The organism is Leucobacter chromiisoli, from assembly GCF_016522505.1.
Lineage (GTDB): Bacteria > Actinomycetota > Actinomycetes > Actinomycetales > Microbacteriaceae > Leucobacter > Leucobacter chromiisoli.
The window spans coordinates 12,968-30,327 of the sequence record NZ_JAEHOH010000017.1; the positions used below are offsets into that span (position 1 = coordinate 12,968).

At 70.3% G+C, this 17,360-nt stretch carries 17 protein-coding genes; 9 read left to right on the top strand and 8 right to left on the bottom strand.

Annotated elements, in window-relative coordinates; translation table 11 throughout:
• The first annotated feature begins 25 nt into the window (after positions 1–25).
• Positions 26–718, top strand: coding sequence for an endonuclease NucS (nucS, locus tag JD276_RS12220; RefSeq protein ID WP_200115940.1), 693 nt, complete (start codon positions 26–28; stop codon positions 716–718).
• Positions 719–822: 104 nt separating this feature from the next.
• Here the strand turns inward: nucS and JD276_RS12225 are convergent, their stop codons facing one another.
• Genes JD276_RS12225 through JD276_RS12240 form a run of 4 tightly spaced genes read right to left on the bottom strand, consistent with a single transcriptional unit; the run spans position 823 to position 7,341 of the window.
• Positions 823–1,461 carry a response regulator gene (locus JD276_RS12225; RefSeq protein ID WP_200115941.1) on the bottom strand — a complete coding sequence of 213 codons (639 nt, stop codon included), beginning with the start codon at positions 1,459–1,461 and terminating at the stop codon, positions 823–825.
• Positions 1,458–3,401 (bottom strand): hybrid sensor histidine kinase/response regulator, encoded by a 1,944-nt coding sequence (locus JD276_RS12230; RefSeq protein ID WP_200115942.1) that lies wholly within the window; start codon positions 3,399–3,401, stop codon positions 1,458–1,460. The genes JD276_RS12225 and JD276_RS12230 overlap by 4 nt, the downstream gene beginning before the upstream one ends.
• A gap of 44 nt (positions 3,402–3,445) precedes the next feature.
• The gene (locus tag JD276_RS12235; RefSeq protein ID WP_200115943.1) at positions 3,446–5,218 is read right to left on the bottom strand and encodes a hydantoinase B/oxoprolinase family protein; all 1,773 of its coding nucleotides are present in this window, start codon (positions 5,216–5,218) and stop codon (positions 3,446–3,448) included.
• Positions 5,215–7,341: a hydantoinase/oxoprolinase family protein gene (locus JD276_RS12240; protein WP_200115944.1), complete on the bottom strand. Its 2,127-nt coding sequence runs from the start codon at positions 7,339–7,341 to the stop codon at positions 5,215–5,217. The genes JD276_RS12235 and JD276_RS12240 overlap by 4 nt, the downstream gene beginning before the upstream one ends.
• 287 nt (positions 7,342–7,628) lie before the next feature.
• On the opposite strand from JD276_RS12240, the gene JD276_RS12245 reads away from it, so the two are divergent.
• From JD276_RS12245 to JD276_RS12255, 3 genes are read left to right on the top strand one after another with little or no spacing between them, the layout of a single operon-like run.
• A complete protein-coding gene (locus tag JD276_RS12245; protein ID WP_200115945.1) occupies positions 7,629–8,774 on the top strand; it encodes a sugar ABC transporter substrate-binding protein in 1,146 nt (381 codons plus the stop codon).
• 40 nt (positions 8,775–8,814) lie between these two features.
• A complete protein-coding gene (locus JD276_RS12250; protein WP_200115946.1) occupies positions 8,815–9,828 on the top strand; it encodes an ABC transporter permease in 1,014 nt (337 codons plus the stop codon).
• A complete protein-coding gene (locus JD276_RS12255) occupies positions 9,825–11,330 on the top strand; it encodes a sugar ABC transporter ATP-binding protein (protein WP_200115947.1) in 1,506 nt (501 codons plus the stop codon). Before JD276_RS12250 ends, JD276_RS12255 begins: the two co-directional genes overlap by 4 nt.
• An 81-nt stretch (positions 11,331–11,411) precedes the next feature.
• On the opposite strand, the gene JD276_RS12260 is transcribed toward JD276_RS12255, so the two are convergent.
• Positions 11,412–12,044 (bottom strand): TetR family transcriptional regulator, encoded by a 633-nt coding sequence (locus JD276_RS12260; RefSeq protein ID WP_200115948.1) that lies wholly within the window; start codon positions 12,042–12,044, stop codon positions 11,412–11,414.
• A gap of 92 nt (positions 12,045–12,136) precedes the next feature.
• On the opposite strand from JD276_RS12260, the gene JD276_RS12265 reads away from it, so the two are divergent.
• The 4 genes from JD276_RS12265 to JD276_RS12280 all read left to right on the top strand — a co-directional run bounded on the left by JD276_RS12265 (position 12,137) and on the right by JD276_RS12280 (position 14,997).
• Entirely contained in the window at positions 12,137–12,829 is a 693-nt protein-coding gene (locus JD276_RS12265; protein WP_200115949.1) for a biotin transporter BioY, read from the top strand.
• 305 nt (positions 12,830–13,134) lie between these two features.
• Positions 13,135–13,788 carry an energy-coupling factor ABC transporter ATP-binding protein gene (locus tag JD276_RS12270; RefSeq protein WP_307866562.1) on the top strand — a complete coding sequence of 218 codons (654 nt, stop codon included), beginning with the start codon at positions 13,135–13,137 and terminating at the stop codon, positions 13,786–13,788.
• Positions 13,788–14,432: a CbiQ family ECF transporter T component gene (locus tag JD276_RS12275; RefSeq protein ID WP_200116001.1), complete on the top strand. Its 645-nt coding sequence runs from the start codon at positions 13,788–13,790 to the stop codon at positions 14,430–14,432. The genes JD276_RS12270 and JD276_RS12275 overlap by 1 nt, the downstream gene beginning before the upstream one ends.
• Before the next feature lie 10 nt (positions 14,433–14,442).
• The gene (locus JD276_RS12280; RefSeq protein ID WP_200115950.1) at positions 14,443–14,997 is read left to right on the top strand and encodes an SseB family protein; all 555 of its coding nucleotides are present in this window, start codon (positions 14,443–14,445) and stop codon (positions 14,995–14,997) included.
• A 50-nt stretch (positions 14,998–15,047) separates the two neighbouring features.
• Here JD276_RS12280 and JD276_RS12285 read toward each other — a convergent pair whose 3' ends face one another.
• The 3 genes from JD276_RS12285 to JD276_RS12295 form a co-directional block, all read right to left on the bottom strand.
• On the bottom strand, positions 15,048–15,617 hold the full coding sequence (locus tag JD276_RS12285) for an HdeD family acid-resistance protein (protein WP_200115951.1): 570 nt from the start codon (positions 15,615–15,617) through the stop codon (positions 15,048–15,050).
• A 128-nt stretch (positions 15,618–15,745) separates the two neighbouring features.
• Positions 15,746–16,144, bottom strand: coding sequence for an acyl-CoA thioesterase (locus tag JD276_RS12290; RefSeq protein ID WP_200115952.1), 399 nt, complete (start codon positions 16,142–16,144; stop codon positions 15,746–15,748).
• 30 nt (positions 16,145–16,174) lie between these two features.
• Positions 16,175–16,342 carry a hypothetical protein gene (locus JD276_RS12295; protein ID WP_200115953.1) on the bottom strand — a complete coding sequence of 56 codons (168 nt, stop codon included), beginning with the start codon at positions 16,340–16,342 and terminating at the stop codon, positions 16,175–16,177.
• Positions 16,343–16,482: 140 nt separating this feature from the next.
• On the opposite strand from JD276_RS12295, the gene tagD reads away from it, so the two are divergent.
• The gene (gene tagD / locus JD276_RS12300; RefSeq protein WP_200115954.1) at positions 16,483–16,881 is read left to right on the top strand and encodes a glycerol-3-phosphate cytidylyltransferase; all 399 of its coding nucleotides are present in this window, start codon (positions 16,483–16,485) and stop codon (positions 16,879–16,881) included.
• Positions 16,882–17,360: the final 479 nt, after the last annotated feature.

A 17,360-nucleotide genomic window follows, 5' to 3' on the forward strand; every position in this document is an offset into this window, starting at 1 on the left:
CGTCGGCACCCGGTAGGCTGTCACGGTGCGAATCGTGGTAGCCGACTGCTCTGTTGACTATGCCGGCCGTCTCTCGGCCCACCTGCCCCGCGCGCGGCGCGTGCTGATGCTGAAGAACGACGGCAGCATCCTGGTGCACTCCGACGGCGGCTCCTACAAGCCGCTGAACTGGATGAGCCCGCCCTGCGCCCTCTCGGCCGTGGAGCTGAGCGAGGAGCAGCGGGAGGCCGGCATCGTCGAGGCGTGGCAGGTGACGCACGCGAAGACCGCCGACAAGCTCGTCGTGTCGCTGTTCGAGATCCTGCACGACACCTCGCACGAGCTGGGCATCGACCCGGGCCTCATCAAGGACGGCGTCGAGGCGCACCTGCAGGAGCTGCTCGCCGAGCAGATCGAGCTCGTGGGCGAGGGGCACACCCTCGTGCGCCGCGAGTACATGACGGCGATCGGCCCGGTCGACATCCTCGCCAAGGACGAGCGGGGCGCTTCGGTCGCGATCGAGATCAAGCGTCGCGGGGGCGTCGACGGCGTCGAGCAGTTGACGAGATACCTCGAGCTCATGAACCGGGATCCCGTGCTGGCGCCCGTGCAGGGCGTGTTCGCCGCGCAGGAGATCAAGCCGCAGGCGCGCACGCTGGCCGAGGACCGCGGGATCCGCTGCCTCGTGCTCGACTACGACGCGATGCGCGGTATGGAGGACAAGAACACGCTGTTCTGAGCGGTGCGGGGCCGGACCGCGACGGGCTGGGAGCTCGCGACGGGTGGCGGGCTTGCCCAGCGGGCGCCCCTGACGGGCTTCCGACGCAGGATCGCCGGCCGCGCTCAGGACAGGATGCCGCTGCGCAGCGCCTGCGCGACCGCCGCGGCGCGATCCCCCACCCCGAGCTTCTCGTAGATGTGCTGCAGATGCGTCTTGACCGTGGCGATCGAGATGTGCAGGCCGACCGCGATCTGCTGCGAGGAGTTGCCCTCCGCCGCGAGCCGGAGGATCTCGATCTCGCGAGTCGTGAGCGACGGCCGCGCTTCCCGGCCCTCACGCTCGCGCAGCTCGTCGGCGATGATGTCCTGCGCCACCGAGGCCATGACCGTGCGCCCCTCGGCGATGATGGTCACGGCGTCCGCGATCTCCTCGAAGGACGCGACCTTCTCCATGAACCCCCGAGCTCCGAGCGAGAACGCGCGGAACACCGTGGAGCTGTCCACATACGCGGTGAGGATCAGCACGCGCGTCCGGCTGCCCCGGTCCCGCAGCTGCCCGAGCACCGACAGGCCGTCCATGCCGGGGAGGCGGAGGTCGAGCACGGCGACGTCCGGACGCTCTCGGAGGATCAGCTCGAGCGCCTGCACCCCGTCTCCGCTCGAACCGACGACCTCGATCCGATCGGAATCGGCCCAGTGGCGGACCAGACCGTCGCGGTAGACCGGATGGTCGTCCGCGACGACCACACGATGCCGTCTCATGATCGCACCTGCACGGCGCTGACGAGGATGGCCTGGAGCGTCCCCGGGTCGAACGGCTTGGTCAGGTAGGCGAAGGCGCCTCGGGACTGCAGCTCGGAGATCCGGGCGGGAGTGGCATCCGCCGAGAGGATCACCACCGGGATATCGCTGAGCGCCTCGTCCCGCTGCAGCTGTGCGAGCACCTCGACCCCCGAGATGTCCTTCAGGTTGAGATCGAGCAGCACCACGTCGGGGAGGAGCGACCGGACGAGGGCGATGCCCTCGGCTCCGCTGCTCGCGCTCCGGAGGCGGCCGACTCCCATGCGGCCCAGCACCCGCTGCAGCAGGAGCTGGTTCACCACGGTGTCCTCGATCTGCACCACCGTCGCCTCCACCAGCACCTCCGCGGAGGCGGGATCCGGCAGCTCGACGGCGCTGAGCAGGCCGGCCTCGCCGCCCGCCTCAGCGATCGGGATGTCGATGTAGAAGGTGGTCCCCTCCCCCGGAGCGGTGTGGAGCACCCCCAGCCGGCCGCCCATCTCATCGATCAGGCCGCGGCTGAGCGCGAGGCCGAGGCCGGAGCCCTCGATGCCGTCCGCGTTGCTCAGCCGCTCGAACGGGGAGAAGAGCCGGCCGATCTCCTCGGGGCCGATGCCGTTGCCCGTGTCGGTGACGAGGTACCGGAGCGCGGACCCCTGGATCTTCGTCCCGACGTGGATCGCGCCGCTGGGTCGGTTGAACTTGATGGCATTGCCGAGGACGTTGAAGAAGACCTGCCGCAGCCGGTGGGGATCGACCCGGATGTCCACGCCCACCGCCCCGTGCAGATCGCTCGCGATCTCGATCCCGTGCTGCTTCGCGAGCGGACGGACGATCTCGAGCGCCTGATGGATCGGAACGCTCGCCGGCACCAGCTCGGGCTCGATTCCCGGAGCTCCGCTCTCGATCCAGCTGATGTCGAGCACGTCGTTGACGAGGGTGAGCAGGTGCCGCCCGGCTTCGAGGATGTGGTGCACCGACTCCTGGTGCTCGAGGTCGGCATCGGGGTCGCGGAGCAGCTCGGCGAACCCGAGCACCGCGTTCAGCGGTGTTCGGAGTTCGTGGCTCATGCGCGAGAGGAACAGGCTCTTCGACTGATTCGCGCGTTCGGCCTCGTGCATCGCCTGACGCGCAGCTGACTCCGCCCGCTTCCGCGCCGTGATGTCGGTCGAGATCGCCCCGAGGGCGTAGGGCACCCCCGAGTCGTCGAGGAGCGGGAACTTGATCGAGAGCCAGCGCCGATCCTCGTCGGGGTCGGTGAGGCCTCCGATCTGGGAGAACGGCTCCTCGACCTCCTCCGCGCGCTCGCTCTCGAGCACCCGGCGATCGTTCTCCTGGTAGACGTCCGCGCTCGTCGTGTCGAAGAGGTCGTGGTCCGTCTTCCCGAGGATCTCCTCCGGTGTTCGACCGAACTGCCGGGCGAAGTAGTGGTTGACGATGGTGTACTGCCCCGCCGGGTTCTTCACGTACATCAGCGCGGTCGAGTTGTCGGCGAGGTCCTGGAGCTGCCTGACGCGCGAGCGGAGGTTCTGGGTGTCGTTCTCGTGGTCGCTCAGCCGCTGGAACTCCGCGATCACCCGTGCCGGATGGTCGGGGGCGCAGCCCGCGAACTGCAGCATGATCCTGAGGTGCCCGGTCCCGGTCTCGTCTGGCACGACGACGGTGTGCACGGTGTCGTCGTCGGGACCCATGCCCCGGATCACCCTGGCCATGCCCTCCGAGAGCCGCGAGATGGCCCGGTCGATCTCCGGCTCCTGCCGGGAGAACAGCTCGGAGAAGCCGCGGTTGCCGGCGAGGAACCGCAGCGGTTCAGGCTCGTCAGCGGCCCACGCGAAGACGGCGACGGGCGTCGCGAGCTGATTCAGCACCGAACGCGCGAGATCGAGATTGTCGTCGTTGAACACCCGTTCCACCTCATACATAGTAGTTCCCCGGGGGTGCGCACCCCCGGGGAACTTCTCGATCGTTATCCGTCGCCTCGCCCGGAGCGCAGTCGGGCGGTCGCGTCGGCGTCGACCCGCAGATCCGCCCGGGCGCCGTCCCCGTCGAAGACGACTCCGTAGACGTCGCGGGCGCGCTCGAACGAGACGAACCCGGCGAGCACGTCGGCGAGCACGCGCTCCGGCTCGCGCTCCAGCGGCGCGCCGTATCCGCCGCCGCCGGTCGAGTGCTGGCCGATCTCCTCGCCCGGCTGCAGCAGCAACGACCCCAGGGGCGGGATGTCGTGGTCGGCCCCGTCCCGGTCGCGCATGTAGGCCACGCTCCCGGCCGCGTCGCCCCCGCCCTGCGTGCCTCGCGGCGGGAACACCACGCAGTCGGTGACATAGGCGGCCTCCATCGGATCCCACTTCGGGCCGAAGCGCACCGAGGCCCCCGGTGCGCCTCGACGGCGCCCCGCCCCCTCCGAGTCCGCGCGGATGCGCAGCTCGCTCACGCGGAACGGGTACTTGAGCTCGGCGAGCTCGATGCTGTCGCGGAACATCAGACCGGCGGCCACCGCGAGGCCGTAGGTGACCCAGCCGTCGATGTCGGCGTGAGCGGGACCGCCCTGAGACCCGAGGAAGACCTGGTTCACGTACGGTTCGCCGTCGAGCCTGCGATCCGTTCCCGATACGACCGCGAAGCCGGGTCCGAGCCCCGTCGCCCCCTCGGCGGCGCCGAAACCGGCCCAGGCGTCCGCAATGGCCTTCTGCGTCGTGACGGTCAGCCGGTCGCCGACGTTCGTGGTCGCCACGGACGTCGAGTGGGGGAAGCGGGGCCTCCCGACGATGCAGTTCTCCCGGAGCCGCAGGTCGATGCGTCGGAACGCGCCCGAGTTCGCCGGGACACCGGGACGCAGCGAGTTGAAGACACCGGCCATGACGTTGCTGACCGTGCACGCTTCCGACTCGTTCACACCCGCGGGAATGCAGTCGATGTTCTCGGTCAGATCGACCGCGATCCGGCCCTCCGAGGCCTCCACGTCGACCTTCACGGTGATCTCGATGCCGTCCGGAAGGATGCCCTCCACGGGGTCGTGGTGTCCCACTCCGACGGCGGATCCGCTCGGCAGCTCCGCGATCGCCTGGATCATCCGCTGCTCGGAGTAGTCGAGCCAGTCCCGGATGAACCCCTTCACGAGATCGCGGCCGTAGCGCTCGCACAGCTCCTTCAACCGGGCCTCGGCGACCCGTGCGGCTCCCACCATCGCGAGGTAGTCGCCGTACCACTGGTCGGGCACACGGATGCGCGAGCGGCACATGCGGATGATGTCGTCGACGTCCCGGCGTTCCTGCTGGATGCGCACGCAGGGGAAGATGAGGGCGCCCTCCTGATAGACGTCCTTCGCGAAGGGCATGTAGGTGGTGGGCTCGGAGTTGCCGATGTCGGCCTGGTGCGCCTTCGCGAGCGCCGTGAACATGTGCTCGCCCTCGAAGAGGACGGGGACCAGGATCGTGTGGTCGGCGGCGTGGGAGTTCCCCCGATAGGGGTCGTTGTGCAGGAACGCGTCGCCGTCGGCGAGATCCGGGTGCAGTGATGTCATGGCCTCCGTCATCAGATGCGCGCCGAAGATGTGGCACGGCAGCCCCTCGGCGGAGGAGAGCAGTTCGTTCTGGCCCGTGGTGATGGCGCAGGAAAAGTCCCTCGCCATGTTGAGAACCCCGCTGCGGCCGGTTCGCAGCAGCGTGTTCTCCATTTCGCGGACGATGCTGTCCAGCCGGTTCGAGATGACGGCCATCAGGATCGGATCGGTGCTCATCGCTGTGCCTCCTTAGCGCCGACGAGTTCGCTCGCGGTCGCGTTCACTCCAACTGAGATGATGTAGTCCCCGCTGCGGGCCACGACGAGCTCCGCGCCGGGATCGAGCACGAGGGTCGTCGTGGGCTCGAGGATGATCCCCGGACCGGACAGCTCCGTCCCCGGTACCAGGTCGTCGCCGCGGTAGATGGGCGTCTCCTCGACCTCCTCCAGCGCGAAACCGACGGTCCTCGTGCGCACGGGCGAGGCCCCCGCGGTTCCGCTCTCGAGCACCGGTTCCCTCGGGTGGTCGAGCACCGCGGTCACGCGCTGCTTCCACACCAGGAACTCCGGCCGCTGCGACGGATCGTTCACCTGGAACACCCGCAGGTGCTCCGCGTGGAACGCCTGCTCCAGCCGCTGGAGCGCGGCCTCATCGCCGACGCCGTCGCCCTCGACCGCCACCTCGAGCTCCCAGACCTGACCCGGATAGCGGGCGTCGACCGAGTACTGCCTGCGCACCGCGAGGGGGTCGAGGGTCGCGGTCTCGGCGACGAAGGCGTCGCCCTGCGCGTCGAGGTCGGCGAGCGCCTCGCGGACGCCCGCGTAGTCGAAGGCCGACGCCTGGGTGAAGCAGCTCGCAGCGAAGTCGCTGATGACGTCGGCGTTCAGTGCACCCGCCGCCGACAGCGCGCCCGCCGTGCGCGGGAGGACGACCCGGCCCACGCCGAGCTCGCGGGCGATCTGCACGGCGTTCACGCCGCTCGCCCCGCCCCCGGCGACGATCGTGAGATCCCGGGGATCGAGGCCCTGCGAGATGGTCATCTCGCGGATCGCGGAGACGATGTTCTGCGTCGCGATGACGAGCGCGCCCTTGGCGGCCTGCTCGATCGAGATGCCCAGGCGATCGGCCACGGGGGCCATCGCGCTGCGCGCAGCATCGAGATCGAGCGCGAGCTTGCCGCCGATGAACCCCTCCGGGTCGAAGTAGCCGAGGATCAGCGCCGCGTCGGTGACGGTCGGCAGCGTTCCGCCGCGCCCGTAGCACGCCGGCCCGGGATCGGCTCCGGCGCTCTCCGGTCCGACGTGCACGAGCCCGCCGTCGTCCACCGAGACGATCGATCCCCCGCCCGCCCCGATCGACCGGACGTCCACCGACTTGGTGCCGGTGATGTGGCCGGTCCACTTCTCTCCGAGCCAGGTGTCGACGCTGTAGTGGATCTCCCCCGCGCTGACCAGGCCGACGTCGAACGTCGTGCCGCCCGTGTCGCAGACGATGAGGTCGGGGCGCTCGTCTCCGAGGGACGTTCTCCCGGCCTCGAACGCCGCGATGGGAGCCATTGAGGGCCCCGATCCGACGCTGTAGATCGGACGCTCGATCATGCGGGCCAGCGGCCACGATCCGCCGAAGCTCGTCGAGAGCAGCAGCTTCCCGGCGAACCCCGCCTCCTGGAGATCCGAGGCCAGCTCGCCGAGGAATCGCTGCATGAGCGGCTTGAGCGACGCGTCGATCACCGTCGACGACGCGCGCCGGTACTCGCGCACGATGGGGTTCAGCTGGTGGCTGAGGGTGTACGTGGCCTCGGGGAAGTGCTCCTCGATGAGCTCGGCGACCCGCAGCTCGTGCGACGGGTTGACCGTGGACCACAGGAGGCTCACCCCGATCGACTCGACGCCCTGCTCCTTCGCCGCGGCGATCGCCTCGATCGCGCTGCGCTCGTCGAGCGCGGCGAAGACGTCGCCGTCGCTGTCGATGCGGCCGGCGATCTCGAAGGTGAGGTATCTCGGTACGTACGGCGGGGTGAACTCGCGCGGCGAGAAGGCGCCTCCGAGCCGCCCGCCCTCGCGCAGCAGCAGCGTGTCGGGGAAGCCCTCGGTCGTGAAGAACGCGGTGCGCGCCGTCTTGCCCTCGACGATCGCGTTGGTGGAGCGCGTCGTTCCGTAGGCGAAGTGCGACGACTGCGCAAGCAATTCCCCGACGCCCAGATCCAGCTCCGCCGCGATCTGGGTGAGCGCCTGCTCGATCCCCTCGTAGGCGCGGCGATAGGTGGTGAGTGCTTTCCCGATGTGGAGGGCGCCGTGGTCGTCGGCGACGACGACGTCGGTGAAGGTACCGCCCGTATCCACAGAAACCCGGTATGCCATGTATGGTCCTCGCTTCCGTCTCGTACTGTGCCGATTCCCGTGGTCCCGGCTCTTGCGACGAGCCCGGCAGTCGCCGTGCCGCGGCGGTGCGGGCTCGCAACCATCGTCGATCGATTCCATCTGCCGCACATCCGCCCTTCGGCGACCCGATGGGATGAGATGCGCGTCATACCTTCGGCTGATTTTTGGGCCTCTGCATTCCCTCCGCCGCGCGGTCGGGGTTCACTCAAGGGAATGCGGCCCGAGAGGCGCAGGGTTTCGGACGAGGGAGTCGGAGGTAGGGAGCGATGATGGTTCTGAATGATCGAAGGCGTCTGCTCGGCGCATGCGCGGGAACGGCGGCGATCGTCCTGGCGCTCAGCGGCTGCGCGGGCGGCGCGGCCGATGCGGAGAGCGGCGAGGCGTCCGCCGGCGGAAGCGAGGAGTGCATCGCGGCGGTGGCGAGCGCGGTCGAGGAGGGGCTCGCCCCGAGCCCGCTCGTCGCGCCGAGCGCTCCGCTCGATCTCGCCGCGCTCAGCGGGAAGAGCATCTGGTACATCACCAACAGCCACAACCAGTTCTCGACGGAGATGGCGTCGGGAGTCCAGGAGGCCGGCGAAGAAGCCGGAGTGAAGATCACCGTCTTCGACGGCCAGAACTCCACGAGCCGCTACAGCGAGGGGATCAACCAGGCGGTCGCCCAGGGAGCGGACGGCATCATCCTGATGGCGATCCAGCCCTCGGTGGTGGCCGAGGATCTGAAGGCGGCGGAGGCCGCCGGTGTCCAGGTCCTCAGCACGCTGAACGGCGATCCGACCGAACCGGTCGAGCCCGGCACCTTCGGCAACTTCACCGCGGACTACACGGCCGACGGCGAGCTGATGGCCCAGTGGGTGCTGAACGACTCGGGATGCACCTCGAAATCCGTGGTGGTCCAGTCGAGTCCCGTGCACGTCTGGGACCTCGCGGCCAAGGGCTTCGAGGCCGCGACGAAGGAGCTCTGCCCCGAGGACTGCTCGGTCGAGGTGATCGACCTCGATCCCGCGAACATCGCGAACGACCTCGGCAATCAGCTGCAGACCGCTCTGCAGACCTCGCCGGATGTGGACTACGTCGTCCCCGTGTGGGACAGCGCGATCCCGCTCGTGGCGCCCGTCGTCGCCACGGCCGGTCGGCCGATCACGGTGTTCGCGCACGACGGCATCTCGGAGAGCCTCGAGTTGATCGCGTCGGGGCAGGATCAGCAGGGAACCCTGGCGATGGCGCCGCCGACGTGGATCGGCTGGGCTGCGTTCGACGAGGTGGCGCGCGCGATCCTCGGCGAGGAGAGCCCCGGCTACGTGATCCCGACGCGCCTCATCACCGAGGAGAACGTCGGAGACGGGAGCATCGCCGACGTGTCGCCCGAGTACGTCGATTTCCAGTCGGCCTTCACCGAGGCCTGGTCGCAGTAGTCCGCATCGCATCGCCGAGCAGGGAAGGAAGAGAACCGCCATGGTTGCAGAAGTCGCCTCGACCGCAGGGCCGACGACCCCGCCCCCCGAGACCGGGGCCGCGCTCCGGAGCAGGGCGCCCCGCTTCATCGGCGCCAACTGGGTGTTGGTCCTGATCCTGGCAGGTCTCTTCCTGCTGTGCATGATCGCCATCCCGCAGTTCCGTTCCTGGGGCCTCATCGCGGGCATGCTGAACTCGCAGTCGCTGATCCTGCTGCTCGCGCTCGTCGCCACCGTCGTGCTGCGCAGCGGAGGTTTCGACCTGTCGATCTCCCAGACCATGGTCGCGAGCGCGGCGATCACGATCGTGCTTTCGAAGGCCGGGGTGCCGCTGCTCGTCAGCGTATCGGCGGCTCTCGGCCTCGGGGCGGTGGTCGGGCTGATCAACGCCCTGCTGGTGGTGAAGGTCGGTGTCGACTCGTTCGTGACGACGCTGGGCTCCTATTCGGCGCTCGCCGGTCTCTGCTATTTCGTCACGGGCTCCAGCATCGTGTCGGGCGCCCCGCAGGAGTTGGTGGGCGTCGTCCGCGCTCCGATCCTCGGCATCCCGGCCGCCACCTGGTTCGCGTGGCTCCTCGCGCTGATCCTCTGGTACGTCTACGAGAAGACGCCCTTGGGCCGGTACCTCCTCTTCATCGGCGGCAATCCCGCGTCTGCTCGCCTGGCCGGCATCCGCGTCGATCGGATCCGGATCGGGGCCTACCTGGTCTCGGGTCTGCTCGCCGCGCTCGTCGGTCTCGTGTTCCTCGGCTGGTTCGGCGCCGTGGATCCCGGCGTCGGCTCGCAGTTCATGCTGCAGCCGCTGGCCGCGGCCTTCCTCGGCACGACGGCGGTGGTGCTGGGTCGGTTCAACGCACTCGGCACGGTGATCGCCGTCTACCTGCTGGTCGTCGGCATCACCGGTCTGCAGGTGCTCGGCGCTCAGACCTGGGTGACCAACGTGTTCTACGGTCTCGCCCTGATCATCGCGGTGACGGCCGCGAAGATCGCCGACCGGAGGAGGCGGGTGCGATGACCGATGCGGAAGCCGCGCTTCGCGTCCGTGGGCTCGAGATGGCGTTCGACGGCGTCACCGTGCTCGACGACGTCGATCTCGAGGTGGGACGGGGCGAGATCCACGCGCTGCTCGGCCTGAACGGCTCGGGCAAGAGCACCCTGGTGAAGTGCCTCACCGGGGTGTACGCCCCGGTCGCCGGACAAGTCGAGGTCTTCGGCCACCACCTTCCCCTGCCCGTGCGCGACGCGGCCGCGCACGGGATCGCGGTCGTGCACCAGGACACCGGCTTCGTACCGGAGATGACCGTGCTGGAGAACCTGGGGGCCAGCACCGGCTACGGAGCGGGGCTGCTGTCCCCTGTCAGAGTCGCCCGCGAAACAGAGGTCTATCGCGCCCTTCTCGACGATCTCGGGCTCGACATCCCGCTCCACGCCAAGATCGCCGACCTGAGCGCCGCCGATGTCGCGATGCTGGCCGTGGTGCGCGCCCTGCACGTGCTCGACAGCGAGCACGGAGGCCGGCTGTTCGTGCTCGACGAGCCGACCGCGACCCTGGGACGAGCGGAGGCCGAGGTGGTGCTGGGCCTCATGCGTCGTATCGCCGCGAGCGGAGCCGGCGTGATCTTCATCGGACACCGCCTCCGGGAGGTCTTCTCGGTCTGCGATCGCGCCACGGTCCTGCGCGACGGCAGGGTCGTGCACTCCGGCCCCATCGCTGAGCTCGACCACAACTCGGTGGTGCAGCACATGCTGGGGCAGCGGGTGGGGAGCTTCTTCCCCGACCCGCCGGAACTCGGGTCGGACGAGACGAGGGTCCGTATCTCGGAGCTCAGCGGGGGGCCGGTGCGGGAGTTCTCGCTCTCCGTCGGATCGGGCGAGATCGTCGGCATCACCGGCCTGCTCGGGATGGGGCACGAGGCCGTTCCCGCCCTGCTGACAGGAGATCGGCGCCCCGATTCGGGGAGCGTGGAGATCGACGGAAGGCCCGTCGTCCTCCGGCATCCGGCCGACGGCATCGCCGCGGGGATCGGCAGGATCACGGCGGACCGTCTGCGCGAAGGATGCTGGGTCGAGGGAAGCGCCCGGGAGAACCTCACCCTTCCCGTGCTGTCGCGGTTCTTCCGCGGGGGATGGCTGCGGCGGAGCGCGGAGTCTCGGTACGCGGCCGGACTCCTCGACACGGTGCGACTGCATCCGGCGGAGCCCGAGCGCGCCATGACCTCATTCAGCGGAGGCAACCAGCAGAAGGTGATGTTCGCGAAGTGGGATCAGCTCGAGCCGAGCGTCTTCGTGCTGCACGAGCCCACGCAGGGCGTCGACCCCTCGGCGGGGCGCGAGCTGATGGATCGCATCGTGGCACGCGCCGAGGCCGGGGCGGCCGTGATCCTCGTCTCCGGCGACCACGAGCAGCTGGTCGAACTCTGCCACCGGGTGGTCGTGATGATCGACGGCACTCTCGCCACCGAGATCCCGCGCGCCGAGCTGAGCGAGGAACGGCTGCTGCTGGCGTGCTCCGCGTAGTGCGCTCGTCCGGTCGCCTGCGCAGCGCCCGGGCGACCGCTGCGGCGCCCGGCTGCTTCCCGAGCGGTCGAGGCGCCCGGATCAGGAGGCCGCGAGGCCGGCGAGGATGATGTCGAGGCCCCGGTCGAAGGAGGCGTCGAGATCGCCGGCCGCTCCGGCGCCCTCGGCGGGATCTCCCGCTCCTCCCGTGAGCGCGCCGAACTCCGCCGCCTGGCGGTGGGTCTGCGTCGACTGCGCGTGTCCGAAGGTGTAGAGCAGCAGCGTGCGGGCGCCGTCGTCGCCGACGAGCGCGCCCAACCGGGTCTCGACGCTCGACGCCCCGAGCCGGAAGGCCGAGGCCGTCGCCACGACATCGGCGCCGTCGCGCACCGCGAGCATCGCCTCGCGAAGGTCTCGGCAGAGGAGCCGCGCAGCCTCCCTCGCGCCGGTCTCGCCCGCCGCGCCCGCCTCGGTGCCGGTGCCGGCTCCGGTGCCGGTGCCGGCACCGGCTCCGGCTCCGGTGCCCACATCCAGGGCGACACCCGCACCTATGCCGCTGACGATCTCGTCGGCCATCAGGGCGAGCAGCGTCTGCTTGTCGCGCACGTGGTGGTAGAGCGCGCTCGGCTGCACGCCGAGCTCGGTCGCGACTCGGCGCATCGAGCAGTTCTCGAGTCCCTGGGTGTCGAGTACGCGCAGCGCCGCGGAGACGACGTCTGAGCGGGAGTTGCGCATGACTCCATCCTATCGCTAACCTGAACACCATTCAGTTGAACACTGTTCAGGTCCTCCTCGAACCTGAACCCACCTCCCGGGAGCTCGACACCATGACCCAGCACGATCCCGCCACTGCGCCCGAGGCCTCAGCGACCGCAGGCCCGTCGGCCGCAGGGACCTCAGGCTCGTCGGCCGCAGGCCCGGCAGCCGAGGAGGCCGCGCCCGGCACGCGCCCTCGTCGCCGCAGCACGGCGACCGACATCGCGCTCATCGCGACCTTCGCGGCGCTGATCGCGGTCTGCGCGATCCTGCCGGCCATCAGCGTCGGCGGTCTCGTGCCGATCACCCTGCAGACCTTCGGCGTGATCCTCGCCGGCGCGGTGCTCGGCGCGCGGCGGGGCTTCCTCGCCGTGCTGCTCTACCTCGCCGTCGGCGCGATCGGCCTCCCGGTCTTCGCCGGAGGATCGGCCGGCCTCGCCCCCTTCGCCGGCCCCTCGGCCGGCTACCTCGTCGCGATGCCGCTCGCGGCGCTGCTCTGCGGCTTCATCGTCGAGCGCCTGCCCCGCACGAAGGTCGCGGCGAGCGTGCCGCTCGTCTTCGCCGCGGGGTTCGTCAGCAGCATCGTGTTCATCCATCCGCTCGGCGCACTCGGCATGTCGTGGCTGGGCGGGCTCACCCTGCAGCAGGCGTTCATCGCCGACCTCGCGTTCTGGCCCGGCGACGTCGTCAAGAACCTGCTCGTCGGGATCGTGGCCACCGCCGTGCACCGCGCGTTCCCGGCCCTGCTCCCCCGGCGGCGCTAGCCTCGCGCCGCTGCCCCTTCGCGGCGCACCCCAGCCCCTCCGCAACACCTCGCCGCCCCTCCGCAGCCCAGCACCTCCTCCAGCGAGCACCACACACCCCCCGTTCCCTCTCCCGTAGGATTCCCCGAGTGATCGAATTGCACGATGCAGCCGTCGTCGTACCGTCCGCCGACGCAGCAAGCACGCGCACGGGCGGCGATCGCACCCGCGCGGCCACCCGCCCCGGCACAACCGCGGGCCCAGCCGCAGCCGCAGCCGCAGCCGCAGGCGCCGCGAGCACCGATGCCGGCAGCGAGGGCGCGACGATCCTCTCCCCGACCACGCTCTCCCTCTCGGAGCGTCGCATCTCGGTGATCGGGGCGAACGGTTCGGGCAAGTCGACGCTCGCGCGACTGCTGAACGGACTCGTCGAGCCGACCGCGGGCTCGGTGCGGGTTCGGGCCGATGCGGAGGCGCCGTGGCTCGACACCGTGCACGACGGCCCCGCCGTGCGCCGCCTGGTGGGCTTCGTGTTCACGGATCCCGGTGCCCAGCTCGTGATGCCGACCGCCGCGGAGGACGTCGCGCTGTCGCTGCGCCGCACGGTCAAGGGCAAGAGGGAGCGCCGCGCCGCCGCCGTCGAGACGCTCGACCGCTTCGGGCTGTCGCACCTCGCGGACCGCTCCGTCCACACGCTCTCGGGAGGCCAGCGGCAGCTGCTGGCCATCGCGAGCGTCCTCGCGACCGACCCCGCGATCCTCGTCGCCGACGAGCCGACGACACTGCTCGACCTGCGCAACAGCCGGATGATCGGCGACCTGCTCATGGGCCTGCCCCAGCAGCTCGTGGTGGTGACGCACGACCTCGGGCTCGCAGCACGGGCCGACCGCACGCTCGTCGTCGACGACGCGCGCGTCGTGTTCGACGGCGACCCGCGCGACGCCGTCGACTTCTACACCGAGATGAGCGCGAGGCCGTGATGCGCTCCCCGCTCGGCTCCTACCTGCCCGGCGACACGCTCCTGCACCGCCTCCGCCCCGGGGCGAAACTGGTCGGCCTCTTCGTCTTCGCGACCGCGGCCATCGCCCTGCGCAGCGTCCCGAGCACGGTCGCCGCCCTCGTCATCGCCGTCGCCCTCGCCGCGACCGCGGGGCTCCGCCCGCGCGAGTTCGGCAGGGTCGCCCGCGGGTTCGCCTGGGTCGCGGTGCCGCTGTTCGCCTTCCAGGCATGGCAGAGCGGGTGGGAGCGGGGCTTCGCCGTCGTCGGCACCCTGCTCGCGCTGATCCTCGCGGCGAGCGCCTTCACCGCCACGACCGCGACCTCCGACGTGACCGACACGATCACCTGGGCGCTGCACCCCCTGCGACGCTTCGGCGCCGATCCCGACCGTGTGGCTCTCGCTTTCTCGCTCGTGATCCGGGCGATCCCCTCGGTGCTCGGGATCGCGGCGGAGACCCGCGCCGCCGCGCGCGCACGCGGGCTCGAACGCAGTCCTCGGGCCTACATCGTGCCCCTGGTGCTGCGCACCGTGGCCCACGCGCAGCAGACGGGGGCGGCGCTGCAGGCGCGCGGCATCGGCGAGGAGGAGGCGCCGCCGGCTCGGTCCCCGCGGGCGACTGGCTAGGCTGGGACGCATGGCTCAGGCGAACGGCGCGAACGCATCGAACAAGGCGGACCATCCGAACGGCGCGGACGCAACGCACGGCGCGGAGTCGCCGGATGCTCCGGCCCCCGGCGTTCCGGAGGACCTCTCGGCCGATTACGAGAACGTCGCCGCGCTCGAGGCGCTCGAGGCCCTCCAGGCGACCCCCGATCACGAGCACCTCGCGGCGTTCCTCACGGCGCTGAGGAGCGGCTACCTCGTCGTCGACGTCACGGGCGCACCCGCCAAGGGGCGCAAGAAGGGGACGAGGATCCGCACCATCCGCTCGACGAAGGGTCAGCTCGTGCTGCCCCTGTTCACGTCGATGGCGAAGCTGCGCGCGGCCGTGACCGACACCCGGGCGGACCAGGTCAAGGGCGCGATGATGCCGGCGAGCGAGGCGCTGAAGCTGATCGGCACCGACCGCTTCGTGGCCGCCGAGATCGACAAGGCCTCGCCTTCGTCGCTCGTCGTGCTGCGCAAGTACGTCGCGCTCGCGGCCGGCGACGAGGAGATCACGCCCGAGCTGCTGCAGAGCATGCGCTGAGTCGCGACCCGGGCGCGCGGGGTCGGGCGCGCGGCGCCGACGGCCGGAGCCTAGTGCGCCCGCAGCGAGAAGGCGCGGCCCATCTGGATCGCGCCCATGACGACCATCGAGATCCCGAGCAGCAGCCACAGCGTCACGGCGCCCATGAGCGGTGCGATGACCAGCACCAGGCCGGCGATGATGCTCACCGCGCCGTAGACGATCGTCCACACGCGGTTCGGGCTCTGCTTCAGAGCGGTGAGGGCGATGACGCCCTCGATCAGCCACATCACGCCGACGAGCACGCCGAGGAAGATGCCGAGGAACGCGGCGGCCGCACCGAGGTTGATCATGACGACGATGCCGGCGACGAGGTAGAGCGCCCCGAGCAGGAGGTTGCCGGTGCGAGCCCACCCGCTCAGCGACTTGGTGAACAGCGCCGACCCCAGGTAGACGGCCCCGACGACGAGCGTGTAGAGGGCGACGATGGCCGCGACGACCCCCATCGCGATCCCGCCCGACTGCACGGGGAAGAGGAGGATCAGCACGCCGATGACGAGCGCGACGAGGCCGCCGACGCCGAGTGCCGTCCGCATGCCGTCGACCGCTCGCTGGTGCAGCGTGGGTTCGGTGGATGCCATGGTTGCTCCTTCTGCATGAGTGGTGTTTCCCCCATCATGCACCCGCGCGGTGCCGGGTGCCACCGGGGCGGCAGACCAGCGCCACCGGGGCAGCCCACCGGCGCCGGATCGCCGGACGGATCCCGCGCCTACTCGCGCAGGCGCTCCGTGCCGCCCGTCGCGACGGTGCGGCCGTGGGCGACGGGGGTGCCGTCGGGATCGACGGAGACGTACACGATGCTCTCGAGCGTCAGCACCTCCTCACCCGTCACCGCGTTCTCCACGCGGCAGCTCAGCGTCACGGAGGTGCGGCCGAAGCGGCGCACCCCGTACTCGAGCTCGAGCAGGTCGCCGCGGTCGGCGCGCGAGACGAAGCCGACGGCCGACATGTGCCTCGTCACGACGTCGGTCGTGCCGAGCTGCGTGACGGCGACGATGGCGCCCTCCTCATCCACCCACTGCAGGAGCCTCCCGCCGAACAGGGCCCCGTGCTGGTTGAGGTCTTCGGGCTTCACCCATTTGCGTACGATGTGGCGCGGCTCGGTCATGGCCTCAGCCTATGTCGAACGGCTGCGCGGCTACTCGGCCTCTTCCTCCTCCTCGCGCTCCGGACGCCCGGATCCGAGGTGGGTGGCGGGGCCGAGGTGCGACGCACCGCCCTCGTCGACCCACTCGTGCCCGAGCTCGTCGTTGTGCGCCGGATCCGACTCGTGATCGTGGAACTCGCGCTTGTCTTCCACACGCATGGCGTCCTCCTTCGGCCCGCGGCGCCCCGCGACCCCGAGGGCGCCCCCTTACTGCGAGGGTACGCCGCTTCGCGCGGGGAGGGAAGCCGCCGCCCACCGCGTCGAGGTCGGCGCTCCGAGGCTGTGCATAGGATGGAGCCGTGAAGCGCATCCTGACCTACGGCACCTTCGACCTCCTCCACTGGGGGCACATCCGCCTGCTCCAGCGCGCTCGCGCCCTGGGCGACTACCTGGTCGTGGCCCTCTCGACCGAGGAGTTCAACGCCGGCAAGGGCAAGAAGACCTATCACGACTTCGAGACGCGCAAGATGATGCTCGAGGCGGTGCGCTACGTCGACCTCGTGATCCCCGAGAACGACTGGGAGCAGAAGGTCGGCGACGTGCAGCGCTACGAGATCGACACCGTGGTGATGGGCGGCGACTGGGAGGGCGATCCTCGCTTCGAGGTGCTGCGCGATCACTGCGAGCTGATCTATCTGGATCGCACCGAGGGTGTCTCGACGACCAAGATCAAGCAGGATCTGGGTGTGAACGCCTAGGAGTTCGCCCTGCTGAGCAGGGTCGCCTGCTCGAACCCCTGAGCAGAGCGTCGCCCGTCGCGAGGAGGCGGTTCGCCGCGCCTCCGAGCTCGGGCTCCTGTAGCGCCCGGGGCGGCGCTTCCCGCGGGGCAGGAGCGGAAACCAGGCGCGACGCCGCCCGGGTAGGTAACAATGGTGTATCGAAGAAAACCCCAGGTCAGCGCATAACCAACCCTCCACCCTCACACGAAATCGAGGGGTCTCGCCTTGCACGGCTCACCGAAGCGTTGTTAGCGTCGTGAGGTAGCGTACAACGCTCGAACACACGGACCGCGGCCATCGCACGAGCTTCCGAAGCGGAAGGCGAGGGGCGTATGGTTCGCCGTGATTGGGGGGTCCCGATGGCCGCCCAGTGGGTAAGACGCCGGCCCCGATGATCAGGGCCGCGAGTGTCCCCGCACCGCGAACCCGGACCACTGCCCGGGCACCCTCAGCGTGCC